21 protein-coding genes are annotated in these 21208 nt (G+C 68.9%); 12 read left to right on the top strand and 9 right to left on the bottom strand.

Annotated features, from left to right (window positions below; translation table 11 throughout):
• Nucleotides 1–4: 4 nt before the first annotated feature.
• From cobT to J0I47_RS07775, 3 genes are all read right to left on the bottom strand, one after another.
• Nucleotides 5–1825: a cobaltochelatase subunit CobT gene (cobT, locus tag J0I47_RS07785; RefSeq protein WP_294046142.1), complete on the bottom strand. Its 1821-nt coding sequence runs from the start codon at nt 1823–1825 to the stop codon at nt 5–7.
• Between the two features lie 9 nt (nt 1826–1834).
• Nucleotides 1835–2839: a cobaltochelatase subunit CobS gene (cobS, locus tag J0I47_RS07780; RefSeq protein WP_294046140.1), complete on the bottom strand. Its 1005-nt coding sequence runs from the start codon at nt 2837–2839 to the stop codon at nt 1835–1837.
• Nucleotides 2840–2912: 73 nt separating this feature from the next.
• Complete coding sequence (locus J0I47_RS07775) at nt 2913–3599, bottom strand: winged helix-turn-helix transcriptional regulator (protein WP_294046138.1); 687 nt, start codon at nt 3597–3599, stop codon at nt 2913–2915.
• Nucleotides 3600–3675: 76 nt separating this feature from the next.
• Between J0I47_RS07775 and J0I47_RS07770 the strand changes: the two genes are divergently transcribed.
• The 9 genes from J0I47_RS07770 to J0I47_RS07725 all read left to right on the top strand — a co-directional run bounded on the left by J0I47_RS07770 (nt 3676) and on the right by J0I47_RS07725 (nt 10090).
• Nucleotides 3676–4110: a VOC family protein gene (locus tag J0I47_RS07770; protein ID WP_294046137.1), complete on the top strand. Its 435-nt coding sequence runs from the start codon at nt 3676–3678 to the stop codon at nt 4108–4110.
• 46 nt (nt 4111–4156) lie between these two features.
• Entirely contained in the window at nt 4157–4801 is a 645-nt protein-coding gene (locus tag J0I47_RS07765; RefSeq protein ID WP_294046135.1) for a glutathione S-transferase family protein, read from the top strand.
• A gap of 10 nt (nt 4802–4811) precedes the next feature.
• Complete coding sequence (locus J0I47_RS07760; RefSeq protein ID WP_294046133.1) at nt 4812–5513, top strand: glutathione S-transferase family protein; 702 nt, start codon at nt 4812–4814, stop codon at nt 5511–5513.
• Nucleotides 5510–6229 carry a DUF1428 domain-containing protein gene (locus J0I47_RS15765; protein ID WP_366809898.1) on the top strand — a complete coding sequence of 240 codons (720 nt, stop codon included), beginning with the start codon at nt 5510–5512 and terminating at the stop codon, nt 6227–6229. The genes J0I47_RS07760 and J0I47_RS15765 overlap by 4 nt, the downstream gene beginning before the upstream one ends.
• An 11-nt stretch (nt 6230–6240) precedes the next feature.
• Nucleotides 6241–7017, top strand: coding sequence for a VOC family protein (locus J0I47_RS07745; protein ID WP_294046131.1), 777 nt, complete (start codon nt 6241–6243; stop codon nt 7015–7017).
• The gene (locus J0I47_RS07740) at nt 7014–7508 is read left to right on the top strand and encodes a VOC family protein (protein ID WP_294046129.1); all 495 of its coding nucleotides are present in this window, start codon (nt 7014–7016) and stop codon (nt 7506–7508) included. The genes J0I47_RS07745 and J0I47_RS07740 overlap by 4 nt, the downstream gene beginning before the upstream one ends.
• Nucleotides 7505–7978 (top strand): SRPBCC family protein, encoded by a 474-nt coding sequence (locus tag J0I47_RS07735; protein ID WP_294046128.1) that lies wholly within the window; start codon nt 7505–7507, stop codon nt 7976–7978. The genes J0I47_RS07740 and J0I47_RS07735 overlap by 4 nt, the downstream gene beginning before the upstream one ends.
• Entirely contained in the window at nt 7971–8639 is a 669-nt protein-coding gene (locus J0I47_RS07730) for a dihydrofolate reductase family protein (protein ID WP_294046126.1), read from the top strand. Before J0I47_RS07735 ends, J0I47_RS07730 begins: the two co-directional genes overlap by 8 nt.
• 164 nt (nt 8640–8803) lie before the next feature.
• On the top strand, nt 8804–10090 hold the full coding sequence (locus J0I47_RS07725; RefSeq protein WP_294046124.1) for a phospholipid carrier-dependent glycosyltransferase: 1287 nt from the start codon (nt 8804–8806) through the stop codon (nt 10088–10090).
• Between the two features lie 88 nt (nt 10091–10178).
• On the opposite strand, the gene J0I47_RS07720 is transcribed toward J0I47_RS07725, so the two are convergent.
• The 4 genes from J0I47_RS07720 to J0I47_RS07705 are packed head-to-tail and all read right to left on the bottom strand — an operon-like array spanning nt 10179 to nt 15218.
• Nucleotides 10179–11294, bottom strand: coding sequence for a glycosyltransferase family 2 protein (locus tag J0I47_RS07720; protein ID WP_294046123.1), 1116 nt, complete (start codon nt 11292–11294; stop codon nt 10179–10181).
• A 50-nt stretch (nt 11295–11344) separates the two neighbouring features.
• Nucleotides 11345–11956 carry a recombination protein O N-terminal domain-containing protein gene (locus J0I47_RS07715; protein WP_294046121.1) on the bottom strand — a complete coding sequence of 204 codons (612 nt, stop codon included), beginning with the start codon at nt 11954–11956 and terminating at the stop codon, nt 11345–11347.
• A gap of 9 nt (nt 11957–11965) precedes the next feature.
• Nucleotides 11966–12505: a histidine phosphatase family protein gene (locus J0I47_RS07710; RefSeq protein ID WP_294046120.1), complete on the bottom strand. Its 540-nt coding sequence runs from the start codon at nt 12503–12505 to the stop codon at nt 11966–11968.
• Between the two features lie 13 nt (nt 12506–12518).
• Nucleotides 12519–15218, bottom strand: coding sequence for an ATP-dependent DNA helicase (locus J0I47_RS07705; protein WP_294046118.1), 2700 nt, complete (start codon nt 15216–15218; stop codon nt 12519–12521).
• A 167-nt stretch (nt 15219–15385) separates the two neighbouring features.
• On the opposite strand from J0I47_RS07705, the gene J0I47_RS07700 reads away from it, so the two are divergent.
• The 3 genes from J0I47_RS07700 to J0I47_RS07690 all read left to right on the top strand — a co-directional run bounded on the left by J0I47_RS07700 (nt 15386) and on the right by J0I47_RS07690 (nt 19207).
• Complete coding sequence (locus J0I47_RS07700) at nt 15386–16966, top strand: lysine--tRNA ligase (protein WP_294046116.1); 1581 nt, start codon at nt 15386–15388, stop codon at nt 16964–16966.
• A gap of 94 nt (nt 16967–17060) precedes the next feature.
• Complete coding sequence (gene nhaA / locus J0I47_RS07695; RefSeq protein ID WP_294046115.1) at nt 17061–18257, top strand: Na+/H+ antiporter NhaA; 1197 nt, start codon at nt 17061–17063, stop codon at nt 18255–18257.
• A complete protein-coding gene (locus J0I47_RS07690; RefSeq protein ID WP_294046113.1) occupies nt 18257–19207 on the top strand; it encodes a hypothetical protein in 951 nt (316 codons plus the stop codon). Before nhaA ends, J0I47_RS07690 begins: the two co-directional genes overlap by 1 nt.
• A 277-nt stretch (nt 19208–19484) precedes the next feature.
• Here J0I47_RS07690 and J0I47_RS07685 read toward each other — a convergent pair whose 3' ends face one another.
• Both J0I47_RS07685 and J0I47_RS07680 read right to left on the bottom strand, forming a co-directional pair.
• Nucleotides 19485–20414: an FAD-binding protein gene (locus J0I47_RS07685; protein WP_294046112.1), complete on the bottom strand. Its 930-nt coding sequence runs from the start codon at nt 20412–20414 to the stop codon at nt 19485–19487.
• On the bottom strand, nt 20411–21157 hold the full coding sequence (locus tag J0I47_RS07680; RefSeq protein WP_294046110.1) for an electron transfer flavoprotein subunit beta/FixA family protein: 747 nt from the start codon (nt 21155–21157) through the stop codon (nt 20411–20413). Before J0I47_RS07680 ends, J0I47_RS07685 begins: the two co-directional genes overlap by 4 nt.
• Nucleotides 21158–21208: the final 51 nt, after the last annotated feature.

The raw sequence follows: 21208 nt of genomic DNA, 5'->3' as shown, positions 1-21208 counted from the left end.
CCCCTCACCTCTTGTCGAACAGCGCCGCGAGCTGTTCGATGATCGTCCCGCCGAGCTGGTCGGCGTCCATGATCGTGACGGCCCGCGCGTAATAGCGCGTCACGTCGTGGCCGATGCCGATCGCGGCGAGCTCGACCGGGGAGCGCCCCTCGATCCAGCCGATCACCTGGCGCAGATGGCGTTCGAGGTACGATCCGCTGTTCACGCTCAGCGTCGAATCGTCGACCGGCGCGCCGTCGGAGATCACCATCAGGATCTTGCGCTCTTCGGGTCGCCCGATCAGGCGGTTGTGCGCCCATAGCAGCGCCTCGCCGTCGATATTCTCCTTCAGCAGCCCCTCGCGCATCATCAGGCCCAGACTGGGCTTGGCGCGACGCCACGGCTCGTCGGCCTGTTTGTAGACGATGTGGCGGACGTCGTTGAGCCGACCCGGCTGCGGCGGGCGCCCGGCGGCGAGCCACGATTCGCGCGCCTGCCCGCCCTTCCACGCGCGGGTGGTGAAGCCCAATATCTCGGTCTTGACCCCGCACCGCTCCAGCGTGCGCGCCAAGATGTCGGCGCTGATCGCGGCGATCGAGATCGGGCGCCCGCGCATCGACCCCGAATTGTCGATCAGCAGCGTGACGACGGTGTCCTTGAATTCGGTCTCGCGCTCGATCTTGTAGCTCAGCGACTGGCCCGGCGAGACCACCACGCGCGCCAACCGCGCGGCGTCGAGCAGCCCTTCCTCCTGGTCGAAGTCCCACGACCGGTTCTGCTGCGCCATCAGCCGCCGTTGCAACCGGTTGGCGAGTTTGGTCACCGCGCCCTGCAAGTGCACGAGCTGCTGATCGAGATACGAGCGCAGCCGCGTCAGTTCCTCGGTGTCGCATAGGTCGGTCGCCGCGATCACCTCGTCATATTGCGTGGTCCATGCCTTGTAGTCGAACTGCGGCGACAGGTCGGCGAACGGCCGATTGGGACGGACCGGCAGCATGCCGTCCTCGCCTTCGTCGCCCGCCTCGCCCTCGGCATCCTCGAAATCGTCGCCGGTCTCGCCGGGCTCGCCTTCCTCGCTCTCGCCCTCGTTCGGCTCGCCGCGCGCCTCGGCCTCGCTCTGGCCCCGGTCGCCCTGTTCCTCGCCCTCGTCGCCCTGATCCTGCTCCTCGGTCCCCTCGTCGTCGGCGCCGCCGTCGTCGGTATCCTCGGGCACCTGGTCGCCCTCGACCAGTTCGAGATCTTCGAGCAGTTTCGAAGTCAGTTCGGCGAACGCGCGCTGGTCGTCGAGCACCAGCCCCAGCGCGTCGAGGTCGCCGCCGGCCTTGTCCTCGATCCAGTCGCGGACCAGCGCGAGGCCGGGCTGCGCCGCCGCCGGCGCGGGCCGGCCGGTCAGCCGCTCGCGCACCAGTAGCTGCACCGCAGTCGACAGCGGCACTTCGTCGCGGGTGCGGGCGCGCGCGATCGGATCGGAGCGCAGCCGGACGTCGAGCGCGTGCCCCAGATTGGCGGCGATCCCGGCATAGCCGCGCGAGCCCAGCGCCTCGACCCGTGCCGTCTCCGCCGCGTCGAACACCGCGCGCGCGACCGGATCGCCCGGCGCCGCGCGCAAATGCATCGCGGAATTGTGATGCTTCAGCCGCAGCGCGAAGCCGTCGGCGAACCCGCGCGCCTCCGCCACCTGATCGGCGGGCAGCGTCCGCGCCGGCATCGGCACCTTGATATGCTTGCCCGCCTGCGCCGGCGCGTCGGCGGTGAAGGCGAGCTCGATCTCCGGCTCGTCCGCCAGCGCGCGCGACGCCCCGCCGAGCACCGCCTTGAACCGATCGAGGGGAGTGTCGGCCGCCACCGTTCGACGTCAGGCCTTCGCCGCCACGCTTTCGGGCAGGTCCTTGCCGAAGACGCGCTGGTAATATTCCGCCACCAGCGCGCGTTCGGCCTCGTCGCACTTGTTGAGGAAGCTCAGCCGGAACGCGAAGCCGATATCGTTGAAGATCATCGCATTCTGCGCCCAGGTGATGACGGTGCGTGGGCTCATCACGGTCGAGATGTCGCCGTTGATGAAGCCCTTGCGAGTCAGGTCGGCGACGCGGACCATGTTGTCGACGATCTGCTTTCCCTCGGGTTTGTCGTATTCGCCCGACTTCGCCAGCACGATCTGCGCCTCGACCGCGGCGGGCAGATAGTTGAGCGTGACGACGATGTTCCAGCGATCCATCTGGCCCTGGTTGATCTGCTGCGTGCCGTGATACAGGCCGCTCGTGTCGCCCAGCCCGACCGTGTTGGCGGTGGCGAACAGGCGGAACCAGGGGCTCGGGCGGATCACGCGGTTCTGGTCGAGCAGGGTCAGCTTGCCCTCCGTCTCCAGCACGCGCTGGATCACGAACATCACGTCGGGACGACCGGCGTCATATTCGTCGAACACCAGAGCGGTCGGCGTCTGCAACGCCCAGGGCAGCAACCCTTCGCGGAACTCGGTCACCTGCTGCCCGTCGCGCAGCACGATGGCGTCGCGGCCGATCAGATCGATCCGGCTGATATGCGCGTCGAGGTTGATGCGGATACACGGCCAGTTGAGCCGCGCCGCAACCTGTTCGATATGCGTCGATTTGCCGGTGCCGTGATAGCCCTGCACCATCACGCGGCGATTGTGCGCGAACCCGGCCAGGATCGCGAGCGTGGTGTCGGGATCGAACACATAAGCGGGGTCGAGATCGGGCACGCGCTCGTCCGCCTCGCTGAACGCCGGCACCGCCATGTCGGTGTCGATGCCGAACAGGTCGCGCACCTTCTTCATCTGGTCGGGCGCGTCGAGCAGGGTGGTCTCGCGGCTGTCGGGCTGGATGTTGGGGATGTCGGTCATCGGGTTTCCTTCGCGCGCCACCCCTAAACGCAGCCGCGAGACGAAGTCGAGACCGGTTGTGCGATGCAACGCGTCAGGAGGCGATCTTCTCCGGCAGCGCGAACAGATCGACGAACGCCTGCGCCGCCGCACGATCGCCCGCCACCGCCAGCAGGCCGTCGCCATCGAACCCGCGCTTGCCGTAGATCGTGTGGCGCATCGCCAGTGTATCGCCGGTCAGCGTGGCATCGGCATCGGCCGCCTCACCGCGTACGATGATGAGTTCGCCATCCGCCACGCGCGCGACGAAGGCATCGTCGGGGAAACGCAGCGCCACCGTCATCGTCTTGCCCGCCGCCTTGGCCGGATCGATCAGCGTGCGCAGCGAGGTCATCGCCGACGCGGTCGACATGAAGGCGAGCGGGTTGTGCAGCGGCGATCGCGCCGCCCAGCGCCCCATCTCGCGGATCGGCACCTCCGCCTCGCGCCCCCAATCGGTCAGGTCGTAGACCTGGATGTTGGCCGGCGACGGCAACCGGCGGCGCACGACGATCCCCGCCCCCTCCAGGCTGTCGAGCCGCTGCGTCAGCACGTTGGCGCTGATTCCGGGCAGGTTCGCGCGGATTTCACCGAAGCGGCGCGGGCCGTAAAGCAGTTCGCGGATGATGAGCAGCGCCCAGCGTTCGCCGACGAACTCCAGCGCCAACGCGGTGCCGCAGGCGTCATCATACCACCGTCTCGTCGGCGCCTTCTCGACTTCAGTTACTTTTTGTAACTTCATGGTTGCTTTTCCTAACCACGACGCGCACAAAAGTCAAGTCAGCCGATTCGCCGAGTCGGTTTTCGGGAGAGACACGATGACCAAGATGATCTTCATCAACCTGCCCGTCGCCGACGTGGCGACATCGACCGCCTTCTACGAAGCGATCGGGTTCACGAAGAACGACAAGTTCAGCAACGAGCAGGCGTCGTCGATGGTCTGGTCCGATTCGATCTTCGTGATGCTGCTGGCCAAGCCCTTCTTCGCGACCTTCACGCCGAAGCCGATCGGCGATGCGAAGACGCATGCGAGCGCGCTGTTCGCGCTGTCGTTCGACAGCAAGGCGGAGGTCGACGCGATCACCGATGCAGCGAGCGCGGCGGGCGGCACCGAGCCGCACGGGCCCGAGGACATGGGCTTCATGTACAGCCGCGCGTTCGAGGATCCGGACGGCAATGGCTGGGGACCGTTCTGGATGGACCCCGCCGCCGCCGAGGCCGGCCCGCCGGAGCACCAGCCGATCGCCGAGTGAGCGGTCCGCCACGCGCCTGTCATCGCCACCTGTCAGGAGAGGCATCATGACCAATCCCGTCATTACCGCGTTCGACCGCTCGCCCGACGGCGGCCGCGGGCTGGCGCGCGACACGCGCGTGCGCTGGGCGCTCGAGGAAGTCGACCAGGCGTACGATGTCGAGCCGATGACCTTCGACGCGCTCAAGCAGCCCGAGCATCTTGCGCGTAATCCGTTCGGCCAGATTCCGACCTTCACGGCGGGCGACCTGATCCTGTTCGAGACCGGCGGGATCGTGCTGCACATCGCCGAGCGCCGCCCCGGCCTGTTGCCCGCCGATCCCGATGCCCGGGCGCGCGCGATCAGCTGGATGTTCGCCGCGGTCAATTCGGTCGAGCCGGCGATCCTCGAACTGTTCAACGCCAAGGTGGTCGAGGGCGACCGGCCGTGGGCGGCCGAGCGCCTGCCGATCGTGACGGAGCGCGCCCGCGGGCCGTTGCGGCGGGTGGCGGCGGCGCTGGGCGATCGCGAGTGGCTCGACGGGGCGTTCAGCGCGGGCGACCTGATGATGGTGTCGGTGTTGCTGCGCTTCCGCCCATCCGGCATCCTCGACGAATTTCCGACGCTGGCCGCCTATGTCGCGCGCGGCGAAGCACGGCCGGCCTATATTCGCGCGTTCGAGGCGCAGCGGGCCTTCAACACCAGACCCTGAGGAGGGGATCATGACCAAACCGACCATCACCGCGTTCGACTGGGTGCCGCCCTTCGCGCAAGGCCAGGTCCGCGACCTGCGCGTGCGCTGGGCGCTCGAGGAAGTCGGCCAGCCCTACGACGTGCATTACCTCAACCAGGGCGCGCAAAAGGAACCGCCGCACCGCGCGCGCCAGCCGTTCGGCCAAGTGCCGACCTACGAGCAGGACGGGCTGGTGCTGTTCGAATCGGGCGCGATCGTGCTGCACATCGCGCAGACGTATGACGGCCTGCTGCCGAGCGATCCGGCGGCGCGCGCGCGGGCGATCGAATGGATGTTCGCCGCGCTCAACTCGGTCGAGCCGTACGTCATGGACCGCTCGTTCGTGACCGTGTTCGAACGCGACAAGCCGTGGTCGGCGATGCGCGCGGAATCGGTCGACCAGCGCATCCACGGCCGGCTCGGCGACCTGTCGAAGCGGCTGGGCGACAACACCTGGCTCGACGGCGACACCTTCACCGCGGGCGACCTGCTGATGGTCACGGTGCTCCGCATCCTGATCGACGAGGGGCTGGTCGAAAGCTACGACAACCTCGCCGCGTACATGCATCGCGGGATATCGCGCCCGGCGTTCCAGCGCGCGCTCGGCGACCAGATGGCCGGGTTCACCGGCGAACCGCCCGAATGGTACGCCGCCTGGGCGAAGAAGCAGGAAGAAGGAGCGGACGCATGACCTACCTCCAGGGCTTCGTGGTGCCGGTGCCGGACGCCAACAAGCAACCCTATCTCGACATGGCGACCGCGATCGCCCCGCTGTTCGCCGAATGCGGCGCGACTCGCACGGTCGAGACCTGGGGCGAGGACGTGCGCCACGGCACGCTGACCGATTATTATCGCGCGGTCGCCGCCGAGGACGGCGAGAGCGTCGTATTCGCCTGGGTGCTGTGGCCCGACAAGGCGGCCTGCGATGCCGGCCATGCCAGGATGATCGCCGACGAACGCATGGAGCCGCCCGCCGACATCCCGTTCGACGGCAAGCGCATGATCTTCGGCGGGTTCGAAGCGGCGTCGGACAGCGGTGACGCCGGCGGGTTCGGCTGGATCGACGGGATGGTGGCGCCGGTCGCGACCGCCAGGCGCCAGGCGTTCCTCGACCATGCCGCGTTCATGGAGGGCAAGCTGCTCGCCGCCGGCGCGACGCGCGTCGTCAACGGCTGGGGCGTCGACGTGCCCGACGGCAAGCTCACCGACTTCAAGCGCGCGGTGCAGGCGGGCGACGACGAGACGGTCGTGTTCGGCTGGATCGAATGGCCCGACAAGGCGACGCACGACAATGGCTGGGGCGCGCTGATGGCGGAAGGAATCATGCAGCAGAACCCGCCGGTCTGGGACGGTCGCCGCGCGATCTTCGGCGGCTTCGCGCCCATCCTCGACACCGACCGCAAATAAGGAGACGGATCATGCCAAATCCCCACGGTACCCCGATCTGGTACGAACTGATGACCCCCGACGTCGAGGCGGCCAAGCAATTCTATGGCGACATCGTCGGGTGGAACTTCACCCAATTCCCGTCCCCCGACGGCGGCATGCAATACACGATCGGCAATGTCGGCGAGACCGGCGTCGTCGGGCTGACCACCGGGCCTGACGGTTCACCCAAGGGCTGGTGGACCTATTTCTACGTGACCGACGTCGATGCGAAGGTCGCCGAGGTCGAGGGCGCGGGCGGCAAGACGCACATGCCGGCGACCGACATGCCCGGCGTCGGACGGATGGCCTTTGTCGAGGATCCGCAGGGCGTGATGTTCTACCTGATGCGGCCCGATTCCGCGATGGGCGACCGGGAGTCGACCGCCTTCTCGCCCACCCTGCCCGGCCGTTGCAGCTGGAACGAACTGGTCACCACCGACCAGAAGGCGGCCTTGCCCTTCTACCAGTCGCTGCTCGGCTGGACCTCGACCGAGGTCATGTCGATGGGCGAGCATGGCGACTATACCTTCCTCGACTGCGGTGATGCGCGGCTCGGCGCGATGATGGACCGGATGAGCCCCGAACAGCCGGTCAAGTGGACCTTCTATTTCCACGTCGCCGACGTCGACGCCGCGGTCGACACGGTGAAGGCGGCCGGCGGCCAGGTCATCATGGGCCCGATGGACGTGCCCGGCGGCCAGCGCATCATCATCGTCGTCGACCCGCAGGGCGCGTCGGTCGGCTTCGTCTCGGGAGAGCGGCAATGAGCAATAAACTGACCACCTGCCTGTGGTTCGACCACGGCCAGGCCCGCGCGGCGGCCGAATTCTATGCCGCGACCTTCCCCGACAGCCATGTCGGCCAGCCGATGGCGGCCCCTGCCGACTATCCCGACGGCGGCCAGGGCAACGAGATCACGGTCGAGTTCACCGTCATGGGCCGCGCGTTCGTCGGGCTGAACGGCGGCGACATGTTCAAGCCGACCGAGGCGGTCAGCTTCATGGTCCTGACCGAGGACCAGGCGGAGACCGACCGCTACTGGAACGCGATCGTCGACAATGGCGGGGCGGAGAGCATGTGCGGGTGGTGCAAGGACCGCTGGGGCTTTTCATGGCAGATCACGCCGCGCGCGCTGCTCGCGGCGAACAGCGACCCCGATCCGGCGGCGGCCAAGCGATCGTTCCAGGCGATGATGACGATGAAGAAGATCGACATCGCCAAAATCGAGGCGGCCCGGCGCGGGGAGCCGGTGGCATGACCGGCGCTCACGAAATCGCCATCGAACGCTTGTTCGACGCGCCGGTCGATGCCGTCTGGCGCGCCTGGACCGAGCATCTTGAGGAATGGTGGGCGCCCGCCCCCTGGACGACCAGGGTGATCGAGCAGGACCTGCGCGCCGGCGGCCGCTCGGTGATCGACATGCGCGGGCCGGACGGCGAAGGCGGGCCGATGTCGGGCATCTTCCTGGAAGTGACGCCGAACGAGCGCATCGTCTTCACCAACGCGATCGACGCCGACTGGAATCCGGCGACGCCGCAACCGGTCAGCATCGTCGGTTTCTTCGAGCTGACGCCGGAGGGCGACAAGACGCGTTATCGCGCCGGCGCGCGGCACTGGACAGCGGAGGCGATGGAGCAGCATCGCGCGATGGGGTTCGAACAAGGCTGGGGCATCTGCGCCGACCAGCTGGAGGCGGTCGCCAAGCGGCTGGCGCACACCCATGCGTAGGATCATCGGCGCGGCGTTCGTCACGCTCGACGGCGTGATCCAGGCTCCCGGCGGGCCGAGCGAGGATCATACCGGCGGCTTCGACCAGGGCGGCTGGGTGTTCCGGTTCGACGATCCGGGCGTGTTCGCGACGATCGGCGCGCTGTTCGGGCGCGACTACGACCTGCTGCTCGGGCGGCGGACATACGACATCTTCGCCGCCTATTGGCCGTTCGTGACCGGCGAGGAAGCCGCGATGGGCGAGGCATTCACCCGCGCGAACAAATACGTGCTGACGCACGGCGACCGGCCGCTCGACTGGGCGAACAGCCATCGGCTGAGCGGGGTCGACGATGTCGTGGCGCTGAAGGCCGGCGACGGCCCCGACATCATCATCCAGGGGTCGAGCACGCTCTATCCGGCGCTGCTCGCGGCGGGGTTGATCGACCGGCTGACGCTGATGACCTATCCGATCACGGTCGGGCGCGGGAAGCGGCTGTTCGGCGACGACACGGCGGCGGGCCGGCTCAAGCTGGTCGAGCATCGTGTGACCGACAAGGGCACCGTCGTCGCGACCTACGAACCCGACGGCGCGATCCCCGCGACCGGCGCGTTCCCCGAACCGAGCACCAGCGCGGCGGAAGCGGAGCGCCAGCGCGCGATGCGCGAGGGGCGTTGGTAGGCCGGGAACATACTTTATACCCACCCCGGCGAAGGCCGGGATCCAGCATCGGAGCGCTCGTAACTGGACCCCGGCGTTCGCCGGGGTGGCGCAAAAGTAGACGATATCTATCGCCAGGTTCATCGATCTTTGACGCGCGCCTCGCCCGCGCTAAGCCTCGCTCCATGCCGCTCCTTCGCCGCCCGCTCGTCGTCGCGCTCCTGATCGGGCTGGCGGCGGAGGCGTTGTTCCTGTGGGGCCTCGCGACCCCGCACAAACTCGTGTTCGACGAGGTACATTACGTGCCCGCCGCGCGGCAGCTGCTGGCGCTGGCCGGGCCGGTCAACACCGAGCATCCGTTGCTGGCGAAGGAGATCATCGCCGCCGGCATCGCCCTGTTCGGCGACAGCGCGTTCGGCTGGCGGTTCTTTTCGACGCTGGCCGGCACCGGGGTCGTCATGGGGGTGTTCGGGATCGTCTGGCTGACGCTCGGGCGCGTACGGCCGGCATTGTTCGCGAGCCTGTTCGCGCTGCTCAACTTCACGATCTACATCCAGGCGCGGATCGCGATGCTCGACGGGTTCATGGCGGCGTTCCTGGTCGGCGGGATCGTCGCGGCCCTGTGGGCGATGCGCGGGCCAACGGCGCCCGCGGTCCGCCGGCGCTGGGTCGTGGCGGGCGTGGCGTTCGGGCTCGCCACCGCGTGCAAGTGGGCGGCAGCACCGTACGTGGCCTTCGCGATCGCCGGCTTCGTCCTCCTCCGCCTGCGCGATGCGCGCGTCGCCGGGCGCCCGCTCGCCAGCGCGTGGTCGGGCGCGAACCAGCCGCACTGGCCGGGCCTGTCGGGGCCGCTCGCCGTCCTGCTGCTCGGCGCGGTGTCGGTGACGACCTATTTCGTCACGTTCCTGCCGGCATTCTTCTATCATCAGGACCCGCTGACGCTCGGCCAGCTATTGCCGTTCCAGCAGATCATGTACGCCGAACAGACGCAGGTCCTGCCGCACCACAATTACCAGTCGACCTGGTGGAGCTGGCCGCTGATCGTGCGGCCGATCTGGTATCTGTACGAACATGCCGACGGGGCGATGCGCGGCATCCTGATGCTGGGCAATCCGGTCGTGATGTGGGGCGGGCTGGTCGCGGTCGCGGCGTGTGCCTTGCTGTGGCGGCGGAGCGGCGACCCGAAGCTGTTGCTCGGGTTCGGGCTGTGGACGGTCAGCTACCTGATCTGGGGCCTGACGCCGAAGTCGCTCGGCTTCTATTATTATTACTATCTGCCCTCGATCTTCCTGTGCGTCGCGCTGGCAATCGCGTTCGATCGGGCGACACAAGCCGGGCGTCGCTATTGGGACGAGGCGTTCACGGTGCTGGCGTTCTGGATCGCGGTGTATTTCTTCCCGATCATCTCCGCCGCGCGGCTGAGCGACGACCAGGCGTTTTTACATTGGATGTGGTTCTCCAGCTGGCCGTAGCCAAACAGGCGCAGCCTGCTTGGCGTCTCGACGGCCAGCCCGGCCGGCGTCGCATTGCGACGACCGACGACGCGGCTTTGCCGCGGCGCTAGTACCTTCCCCACACGAACCGCGACGACAGCGCGTAATTCCACACCGCCGCGACCGCCGTCCCGGCCAGCGCTGCCAGCACCCAGTCGCCGGTATGCGCGTTGAACAGGAACACCGCGAGGCCGATATCGGCGATCGCCCCGACCGCGCAGACCAGGCAGAACGCGACCCAACCCTCGAACAGCGCCTTCGCCCCCCGCAACCGTTTGTCGCGATAGGTCAGCGCGTTGTTGAGGAAGAAGTTGAACGTCATCGCCACGATCGTCGCGACGATCGACGCCATCCGGAAGCTGTCGCGCGTGTCGTGCGGCAGCGGCGCCAGCACCGCGAGATGGACCAGCGCGCCGAGCAGCCCGATCGCGGCGAACATCACGAACCGCACCGGCACGATGTTGCCCGCCACGCGATCGTACAGCGCGATCAGGAACTCCATCGCGACGACATGGTCGAGCTTCGATTCGCCCTCGGTCCGCACGCGGAAGGTGTAGCCGACCTCCTTGAACTTCAGCGGCCGCGACGCGGTCGTCATGATGTCGAGCAGGATCTTGAACCCGATCGCCGACAGATGCGGCACGATCTCGCGCAACGTCGCCGTGCGCAGCATGAAGAACCCGCTCATCGGGTCCGACAGATCGGCCTTCAGCACGCGGCGCGACAGCTTGGTGGCGAAGGCCGACTTGGCGACGCGGTCCTTGTCCCAGTCGCCGGTCCCGCCGCCATCGACGAAGCGCGAGCCGATCACCACGTCGAGCGCGGGGTCGGACTGCAACGCGCGGACCATCGCCGGCAGGATCGTCTCGTCATGTTGCAGGTCGCCGTCGATCACCGCGACCAGCGGCGCGGCGGTCGCGCACATCCCCTCGATCGTCGCCGACGACAGCCCGCGCCGGCCGAACCGCTGGATGACGCGGACGCGGCGGTCGCGCATTCCCAGCGCGCGCGCGACGTCGGCGGTGCCGTCCGGGCTGTTGTCGTCGACGAAGATCGCTTCCCACGACAGACCGGCGAGTGCCGCGTCGAGCTTCTCGATCAGCAAGGCGACATTGCCGCGTTCGTTGAAGGTCGGGACGACGACCGCCAGGTCGAGCGGGGCGGGGTCGGGGCAATCGCTCATGTCCGATCCGCGTTAGGGGCAATCGACCGGCTTTAACAATACCGGATCGGTCACGTCACCGCGCGTTTCAGGCGATCGACCAGCCGCGACCGCGCCGCCAGCGCCTCCGCCCGGCGATCGGTCAGCAGGTGCGTCTCGATCGCGCGGCCGGTCTGCGCGAGCCCGGCGAGGATCGCCGGCCACGCCGACCCGCTGTCGAGCGCCGGCGCCGCCGCCAGCGCATAGCCGAGCTCGGCGAGCAGCAGATCCTCGTACCGCACCAGCGCCACCGCCCAGCCGCGCGCGGCCGGCGCCGCCTCGACCGCGCCGATCATCGCGTCGAGTGCGGCGTGCAGGTGCGGATAGGGTTGCTGCTCCGGCAGCGCGACCGCGGTCAGCGCGGTCACCCATTCGAGGCAGGCGGCGGCCAGCGGCTCGGCATAGAGCGGCGCGCGGCTGTGGATCAGCTCGATCGTCAGGCTCGCCAGTTGGTCGTCGGTCCGCGACCGCCATTCGCCGAGCACTTGGTTCGCGGGCTGCAACACCGGGCGCAGCGCACGCGACCGCCCGCCACGGACGTACCCCGCGATCAGCCCCGCCTCGCGCGTCAAACAGCGCACCACCGCATTGTGCTCGCCATGCTGGCGGACGGCGAGGACGATCGCGGTCGCACGCAAATGCATCAGCCGACCCTAATCGGCATCGGGCCCCAGGTTGGGGTCGAGGTCGCGCGGGCGCACGAATGCGGCCAGCCGGCACCGGCCCGGCGCGACGTCGGCCCACTGCTCGCCGCAACTCAGCACCGCCAGGCTGCACGTCGGAAACTTCTCCTCGACGGCATGGCGCAGCGTGTCGTCGGCCCGGTCGGGCACCAGCGTCAGCACCAGTTCCTCGAGCCCCGGATTGTGCCCCGACACCAGCAGCGCGGCGGCATCGTCGGGCGCGGCGTGGATCAGGTCGAGCAAGGTCGGCACCGAGGCGAGATAGGCACGACGGTCCCAGTGCGGTTCGATCGCGGCGCCATAGCCGTCGCTCGCCGCCGCCAGCGTCTCGACCACCCGCGCGGCGGGCGAGGCGATCGCATGGTCCCAAGCCAGCCCGGCCTCGCGCATGTGTCGCCCCATCGTCCGCGCCGCCCGCTCGCCCTTCGCGTTCAGCCGCCGGTCGAAATCGCGCGCGCCCTGGTCGTCCCAGCTCGATTTCGCATGGCGGAGCAGGATCAGGGTCTTCATCGCGGCCTTCGGTTCAGGAGACGCTGGCCTCATGCCCGATGGACGCGGTCGAGGCAAACCGCGCCTGCACTCGCGCGACCGCTTCGTCGAGGGACACGCGCGCGACGGGGACGCCGGGCGGGAAGGCGGCAAGCAGGCGGCTGGGCATCGCCGCCGACAGCAGGACGAACGCGCCGCGATCGTCGGCGCGGCGGATCAGCCGGCCGAACGCCTGGGCGAGCTTCGCGCGCACCAGCCGATCGTCGAACGCCGCGCCGCCCCCGGCCAGCCGCCGCGCCGCGTGCAGCACGGTCGGCTTGGCCCAGGGCACGCCCTCCAGGATCACCTGGCGCAGGCTCTCGCCCGGCACGTCGACGCCGTCGCGCAAGGCATCGGTCCCGATCAGCGACGCGCGCGGCTCGTCGCGGAACATGTCGACCAGCGTGCCGGGATCGATCGGATCGACGTGCTGTGCGTACAACGGTAGCCCGTCGCGCGCGAGCCGGTCGGCGATCCGCGCATGCACCCCGCGCAACCGCCGGATCGCGGTGAACAGCCCCAGCGTCCCGCCCCCCGCCGCCGCGATCAGCCGCGCGTACGCATTGGCCAGCGCCGCCAGGTCGCCGCGCTTCACGTCGGTGACGATCAGCACCTCCGACTGCGCGGCGTAATCGAACGGGCTCGCGACCGCGAAATGGCTGGCGGCGCGGTCGAGGTGCGGCACGCCGGCGCGCGCATCCGCCAGCTGCCAGTCGGGATCTCCGCCCTTCAGCGTCGCCGAGGTGACGAGCACGCCATGCGCCGGCTTGAGCACCGTGGCCGCCAGCGGCCGGGTCGGGTCGAGCCAGCGACGGTGGAGGCCGATATCGATCTCGCGACCCTCGATCCGGTCGACCGCGAGCCAGTCGACGAAATCGGGATCGGCCGGGCCGCCGATCCGCGCGAGCAATCCGATCCACGCCCCCACCGTCTCGGTCCGCCAGCCGAGCGACGCGACCGCGCCTTCCACGCGCGCTCGCGCCTGGCCGTCGAGCCAGTCGGGCCCTTCCGCCAGCACCGCCTCCAGCCGCTGGCCGAGCGTCATCAGCGGGCGGAGCAGCGCCTCCAGCGCCTGCGCCGCGACCGCCGCCGCCTCGATCAGCGCGGGGAGCGGTTCGGCCAGTTCGGTCTCCAGCCCATAGCCGGCGTCGCCGTCCGCCATCGCCCGCGCATAGACCATGCCGCGCACCGCGCTCAGCAGCTTCTCGACCGCGCCGAACGGATCGCCCTCGGCCACGCGTTGCAGCCAGCCCTCGCTGGCGAGGACCCGCGCCGCCTCGACCGCGTCTTGGATCGCGACGCCGCCGGCCTCGTCGTAGCTCGCGACATCGCTCAGACGCGCGCCGAGACCCCGTCGTCGCCCCCGCGCGGTCGCCTCCGGTCCGACGATCCAGCGGCGCAGCTCGATCGACTCCTGCCCGGTCAGCGCCACCCCGAACATCGCGTCGGCGGCGTCGAACAGATGGTGCCCCTCGTCAAACACGTAGCGGGTCGGGCGGCTGTTCGCCTCGCGGCCGCGGACGGCGTTGACCATCACCAGCGCGTGGTTGGCGATGACGATGTCGGCCTGGGCGGAGGCGCGCGCAGCGCGCTCGATGAAGCATTTCCGATAATGCGGACACCCGGCATAGACGCACTCGCCGCGCCGGTCGGTCAGCGCGGTCGAGCCGTTGCGGCGGAAGAGCGTCGGCAACCAGCCGGGCAGGTCGCCGCCGATCATGTCGCCATCGGCGCTATATGCCGCCCAGCGCGCGACGAGGTGCGCGAGCACCGCTGCGCGCCCCGCGAACCCGCCCTGCAACGCATCCTCCAGATTGAGCAGGCAGAGGTAATTCTCCCGCCCCTTGCGCGTCACGATGCGACGGCGGCGCTCGGTCGCGTCGGGAACCAGCCGCGCGCCTTCATGGTTCAACTGGCGTTGCAGCGCCTTGGTGAAGGTCGAGATCCACACCGCCCCGCCGGCCTGCTCCGCCCAGAGCGACGCCGGCGCGAGATAGCCGAGCGTCTTGCCGATCCCGGTCCCCGCCTCGGCCAGCATCATGTTGGGGTTGTCGCGCAGGGTACGCGGCGCGAACGCTCCGGCCGCCGCTTCGGCGAACGCGCGCTGGCCGGGGCGTTGTTCCGCCCCCTGCCCCGTCAACGCGGCGAGACGATCGGCGATCTCGGCATCGTCGAGCGTCACCGGCTTGGGCGCGGGGCGCGGCGCCGCCTCGTCCCATTCGGGCAGCTTTGTGAACAGCCAGCGCTCGTGCTCGGCCGGGCGCGCGATCCGCTCGGCGACCAGCGAACCCCATGGCCAGCGCAGCCGCATCAGGCTCTGCGCGGCGGTCCACGCGCCCTCGCGCTCCGGCCAGTCGCCGCCCACCAGCGCCAGCATCGCCGCCGCCGCATCGCGCAGGAACGGCGCGATCGCGGTCTCGTCGGCCGGCGGCGCCAGCCCCAGCGCGCGCGCCACCCCGCGCGGGGTCGGCGGCAGGAAGGTGGCCGGCCGCAGGAACGCGAACAATTCGAGCAGGTCGAGCCCCGACAGTTCCGCATAGCCCAGCCGCTGGCCGACGAGCGGGGCGTTGAGCACGATCATCGGCGTATCCGCCGCGCGCCGGATCGCCTCCCCCCGCCCGACCGCGCGGCACCCGTCCGCATCGGCGATCCACACACCGGCATGGCTGGCATGAAGGGCGGGGTGCGGGAGCATCGGCCGACCCTGGGCGATGGAGAACAGATTGGCAACCGCCGTCTCGGTTCACTCGTCACCCCGGGCTCGACCGGGGTCCCGCTTTTCACTGACGAAGATGGGAAGCTGGGCCCCGGCTCAAGGCCGGGGTGACGAAGTGTGTATCGCCCGCTACGGGAACGCGCATCATGACCGCCGCATCCGACCTCCGCACCGCCGCCCTCGCGTCCAAGGCCTGGCCCTACGAGGAAGCGCGCAAGCTGCTCAAGCGCTACCCGGACGGCAAGCCCGGCGGCGCACCGGTGCTGTTCGAAACCGGCTACGGTCCCTCGGGCCTCCCCCATATCGGCACGTTCCAGGAAGTCCTGCGTACGACGATGGTGCGGCGCGCGTACGAGGAGATGACCGGCGCCCCCACTCGCCTGCTCGCGTTCAGCGACGACATGGACGGGCTACGCAAGGTGCCCGACAACGTGCCCAACCAGGCGATGCTGGCCGAGCATCTCGGCAAGCCGCTGACGCGCATCCCCGACCCGTTCGGCAAGTTCGACAGCTTCGCCGCGCACAACAACGCGATGCTGCGCGACTTCCTCGACCGCTTCGGGTTCGAATACGAGTTCGCGTCCTCGACCGATTATTACACGAGCGGCCGGTTCGACGCGAAGCTCAAGGACGTGCTCCGCCACTACGACGCGATCATGGCGGTGATGCTGCCGACCTTGCGCGCCGAACGCCAAGCGACATACTCCCCCGTCCTCCCCGTCAGCCCTAAGTCAGGCGTGGTGTTGCAGGTGCCAGTCGAGGTGGTCGACGCCGAGGCCGGCCTGATCCGCTTCGACGATGACGGCGAGACGATCGAACAGTCGATCCTGGGCGGCAACGCCAAGCTGCAGTGGAAGCCCGACTGGGGCATGCGCTGGGCAGCGCTCGGCGTCGATTACGAGATGTACGGCAAGGATCTGATCGATTCGGGCGTGCTCGGCGGCAGGATCTGTCAGATCCTCGGCGGGCGGAAGCCCGAGGGGATGGTCTACGAACTGTTCCTCGACGCCAAGGGCGAGAAGATTTCCAAGTCGAAGGGCAACGGCCTCTCGATCGAGGAATGGCTGACCTACGGCCCCGACGAGAGCCTGGCCTTCTACATCTATCGCGAGCCCAAGAAGGCGAAGTCGCTTCACCTCGGGCTGATCCCGCGCGCGGTCGACGATTACTGGCAGTTCCGCGGCAATTATGCGAGCCAGCCGGTCGAACAGCGGCTGGGTAATCCGGTCCACCATATCCATAATGGGCCGCCGCCGCAGCCAACCGGAATTCCAATTACCTTCGGTCTGTTGCTTAATCTCGTTGGAGTACTCAATACAAACTCTAGCGAGTTGGTTTCAAATTATTTACTGGAGTTCCTGCCCGACATTCCGCCTCTTGACGTCGATACGGAGCTTGAACGACTAATCGATTTTGCGATTGCATATCATCGCGATGTCGTCGCACCGACGTTGCAGCGCCGCGCGCCGGCGGGCGTCGAGGTCGCCGCGCTCGAACGACTCGACCGCGAACTGGCCGAGCTGTCCGCCGATGCGAGCGCGGAGGACATCCAGAACATCGTCTACGAGATCGGGAAGAGCGGCGGCTTTTCCGAGCTGCGCGACTGGTTCAAGGCGCTGTACGAGACGCTGCTGGGATCGAGCCAGGGCCCGCGCATGGGCAGCTTCATCGCGCTCTACGGCATCGCCAACACAAGACGGCTAATTGCGGAAGCGCTCGCCAAGTAAAACCCGTCACCCCGGGCTTGTCCCGGGGTCCACCGTGCCGCAAACCGATCGAGCGCGGCGCTTGCGGCGCGGTGGATACCGGGACGAGCCCGGCATGACGAAGGGGGGCAGGCGAGTGACGGGACCAGCGGCGCGCCCATCCCTCCTCCACCGTTTCCTCGCCGACGAGGCAGCCGGCGGCATCGTCCTGATCGCCGCCGCCTTGCTGGCGATGGTCGCCGCCAATTCGCCGCTCGCCGACGCCTACGCACACCTGCTCCACGCCACGACCGGCCCCACCCTCGCCCCGGCGATCGGGCCGATGACGGTGCATCTGTGGGTGAACGACGGTGCGATGGCGCTGTTCTTCCTGCTGGTCGGGCTGGAGATCAAGCGAGAGATCGTGGCGGGCGAACTCGCCGATCCCGCCGACCGCCGCCTGCCGGTGATCGCGGCGGGCGCGGGGATGGCGGTGCCGGCGCTGGTCTATCTCGCCGCGACCTGGCGCGATCCGGCGTTGCGCGGCGGCTGGGCGATCCCGGCGGCGACCGACATCGCCTTCGCGGTCGGCGTGCTCGCACTGCTCGGCCCGCGCGTGCCGGCGGCGCTCAAGTTGTTCCTGACCACGGTCGCGATCGTCGACGACATGGGCGCCGTGGCGATCATCGCGGTCGCGTACAGTCACGGCCTCGATTGGGGAGCGCTGGCCGCCGCGGCGGGCGTGCTGGCGGTGATGGCGGCGATGAACCGGCGCGGCGTGCGCCGGCTGTCGCCGTATCTGGTCGCGGCGGCGTTGCTGTGGTGGCTGGTGCTGCTGTCGGGCGTGCATGCGACGATCGCCGGCGTACTCGCGGCGATCGCGATCCCGATGACCGCCGACGAGGCGGCCTCCCCGCTCCACCGCCTCGAACACGCGCTCAGCCCCTGGGTCGCGTTCGTCGTCGTGCCGCTGTTCGGGTTCGCCAACGCCGGCGTGGCGCTCGGCGGCGTGAGCGCAGGCGTGCTGGCGGAGCCGCTGGTGATCGGCATCGCCGCCGGGCTGTTCGTCGGCAAGCAGGCCGGCATGTTCGGCGCGATCGCGCTGGCGGACCGCTTCGGTTGGGCGGCGCGACCGGCGGGGGCGAGCTGGCTTCAGGTCTACGGCATCACCCTCCTCGCCGGGATCGGCTTCACCATGAGCCTGTTCATCGGCGGCCTCGCCTTTCCCGGCGACGCGGCGATGATCGATCGCGTCAAGCTCGGCGTGCTGGCCGGCTCGCTCGCATCGGCGCTGGCGGGGTATGGCGTGTTGCGCTGGGCGGGGAGACGGTGATGACGCGATGGATGCTTGCGCTGGTGATGCTGATCGTCGCGATGCCGGCGCGAGCGGCACCGGGCGATGTAGTGGGACGCTGGGCGGTCCGATCGCACGGCCACGTCGTGATGATCCTCGCGCTCGACCGTGATCGCAGCGGCTGGCACGGCACATGGTGGCGCCCGCTCCACTTCCAGTCGGACGACAGCTGGCGGATCCTGTCGCATGTCGCGGGCCCGATCGTCGCTCGCCCGCTTGCCGCCGCCAGCGTGGACGGCGACGGCCTGCGTCTCGACTTCGCCGGTGCCGAACCGAACGCGCGCGACTCGATGGTGCTGCGCGCGATGCCGGACGGCACCGCACGGCTGCGCTGGGTCGGCGGGCCGGACGCCCCGTTGGTGCTCGACCGCGCCACACCCGACGAACGCCCGATCGTGCCCGATCCCGCCGCGCTCTATCCCGTCGACCAGCATTGGCCGACCAGCGCCGAGATGACCGCCCTGTTCGACGCCGACCAGGCCGACCGCATCGCCGGCGCGCGGACCGACTGGACCATGGTACTCCCGCACGACCGGGCGCGGCGGGCGCGGACGAAAGCGCTGCTCGACGCCGACATGCTGCACAGCGCCGACGACTTCTTCCATGCGGCGTACGTCTATCAGCACGGCGAGGCGCCGGACGACTTCCTGCTGGCGCACGCGCTCGCGATGGTCGCGATCGCACGCGGGCGGGCCGACGCCGACTGGCTCGCCAGCGCGACGCTCGACCGGTATCTGCAACGGATCGGGCAGAAGCAAGTGTTCGGCACGCAATTCCAGATGCCGCCCGCCCAGCCGGCAACGCAGGAGCCGTACGATCGCTCGCTGGTCTCCGACGCGCTACGCCGTGCGCTGTCGGTCCCCGACCTCGCCGAGCAAGCGAAACAGCGCGAGCGGTGGGACGCCGAGTATCGCGCCGCGCGAAAATGACGGGATGCCGGGAACCTTTGCCGATACTGCCGCGCTGATACCCAGCTCGAACGAAAGTGACAGCGATTGGCGATACGGCGCCTCGCGCGACTTATCGTTCAGGGAGCCCCGCCGCGCCAGTCGCGACGGGGCTTACTCTTTTTTTCGTAAAGCGACGGGTCGGTCGGGTACGACGCGGGAGTAAATCCCGTGCCGTCGGCCAGCGCCTTGGCGCTGCCGGCCGGTCGAGTTGTTGCGAGCGGCGGAACCGCCCGCACCAGCGCGAGCGTAATCGCGCCTACAGCTTCTCCGTCAGTTCCGGCACGACCTTGAACAGGTCTCCCACCAGGCCGATGTCGGCGACCTGGAAGATCGGGGCGTCCTCGTCCTTGTTGATGGCGATGATCGTCTTCGAATCCTTCATGCCCGCCAGGTGCTGGATCGCGCCGGAGATGCCGACCGCGATATAGACTTCGGGGGCGACGATCTTGCCGGTCTGGCCGACCTGATAGTCGTTGGGGACGTAGCCCGCATCGACCGCCGCGCGGCTGGCGCCGACGCCGGCGCCGAGCTTGTCGGCGAGCGGTTCGATCAGCGCGTGGAAGTTCTCGCTGTTCTGCAACGCGCGGCCGCCCGACACGATCACCTTGGCGCTGGTCAGTTCGGGGCGTTCGAGCTTGGCGATCTCCTGCCCGACGAAGGTCGAGACGCCGGCATCGCCGGTCGTCGCCACCTTCTCGATTGCCGCCGAGCCGCCCTCGGCCGCGGCCTTGTCGAACGCGGTGCCGCGCACGGTGATGACCTTCTTCGCGTCCTTCGTCTGGACGGTCGCGATCGCGTTGCCGGCGTAGATCGGGCGGGTGAAGGTGTCGTCGCTCTCGACCGACAGGATGTCGCTGATCTGCATCACGTCGAGCAGAGCGGCGACGCGCGGCGCGATATTCTTGCCGTTCGATGTGGCGGGCGCGAGGAACGCGTCGTGATCGCCCATTAGTTGCACGACGAGTGGCGCGACGTTCTCGGCCAGCGCGTGGGCATAGGCCGCGTCGTCGGCGACATGGACCTTGCCGACGCCGGCGATCCTGGCGGCCTCGGCGGCGACGCCGTCCACGCCTTGCCCCGCGACCAGCAGATGAACCTCGCCGAGCTTCGCCGCGGCGGTGACCACGGCAAGCGTGGCATCCTTGACGGTGCTGCCGTCATGTTCGACCCAGACGAGCGTTTTCACTTGGCAACTCCCATCGCCTTGAGTTTGGCAACCAGTTCATCAACATCGGCGACCTTGACGCCGGCGGTGCGCTTGGGCGGCTCGACGACCTTCAGCGTGGTCAGGCGCGGGCTGACGTCGACGCCGTAATCGGCGGGCGTCTTCTGATCGAGCGGCTTCGACTTCGCCTTCATGATGTTGGGCAGCGAGGCGTAGCGCGGCTCGTTGAGGCGAAGGTCGGTGGTGATGATCGCCGGCAGCGTCAGCTTCTCGGTCTCCGACCCGCCATCGACTTCGCGCGTCACGGTGACGCTGTCCGCCGCGAGCTCGACCTTGGACGCGAAGGTCGCCTGGCCCGCGCCGAGCAGGCCGGCGAGCATCTGGCCGGTCTGGTTGTTGTCGTCGTCGATCGCCTGCTTGCCGAGGATGACGAGGTCGGGCTTCTCCGCCTCGACGATCGCCTTCAACAGCTTGGCGACGCCCAGCGGCTCGACCTTGTCGTCGGTTTGCACGAGGATCGCGCGGTCGGCGCCCATCGCCAGCGCGGTGCGCAGCGTTTCCTGGCACTTGGCCTCGCCGATCGACACGGCGACGATTTCGGTGACGCCCTTGTCCTTGAGGCGGATCGCTTCCTCGACCGCGATCTCGTCGAACGGGTTCATCGACATCTTGACGTTGGCGAGGTCGACCCCGCTCCCGTCCGCCTTCACCCGGGGCTTCACATTATAGTCAAGCACGCGCTTGACCGGCACCAATACCTTCATTGCACTCTCCACAAGTCGAACCATTCCCGGGGAGGCTGGTTCTTGTCCGTC

It is taken from the genome of Sphingomonas sp., assembly GCF_017304635.1.
Lineage (GTDB): Bacteria > Pseudomonadota > Alphaproteobacteria > Sphingomonadales > Sphingomonadaceae > Sphingomonas.
This window is presented reverse-complemented; position numbering and strand designations above follow the sequence as displayed.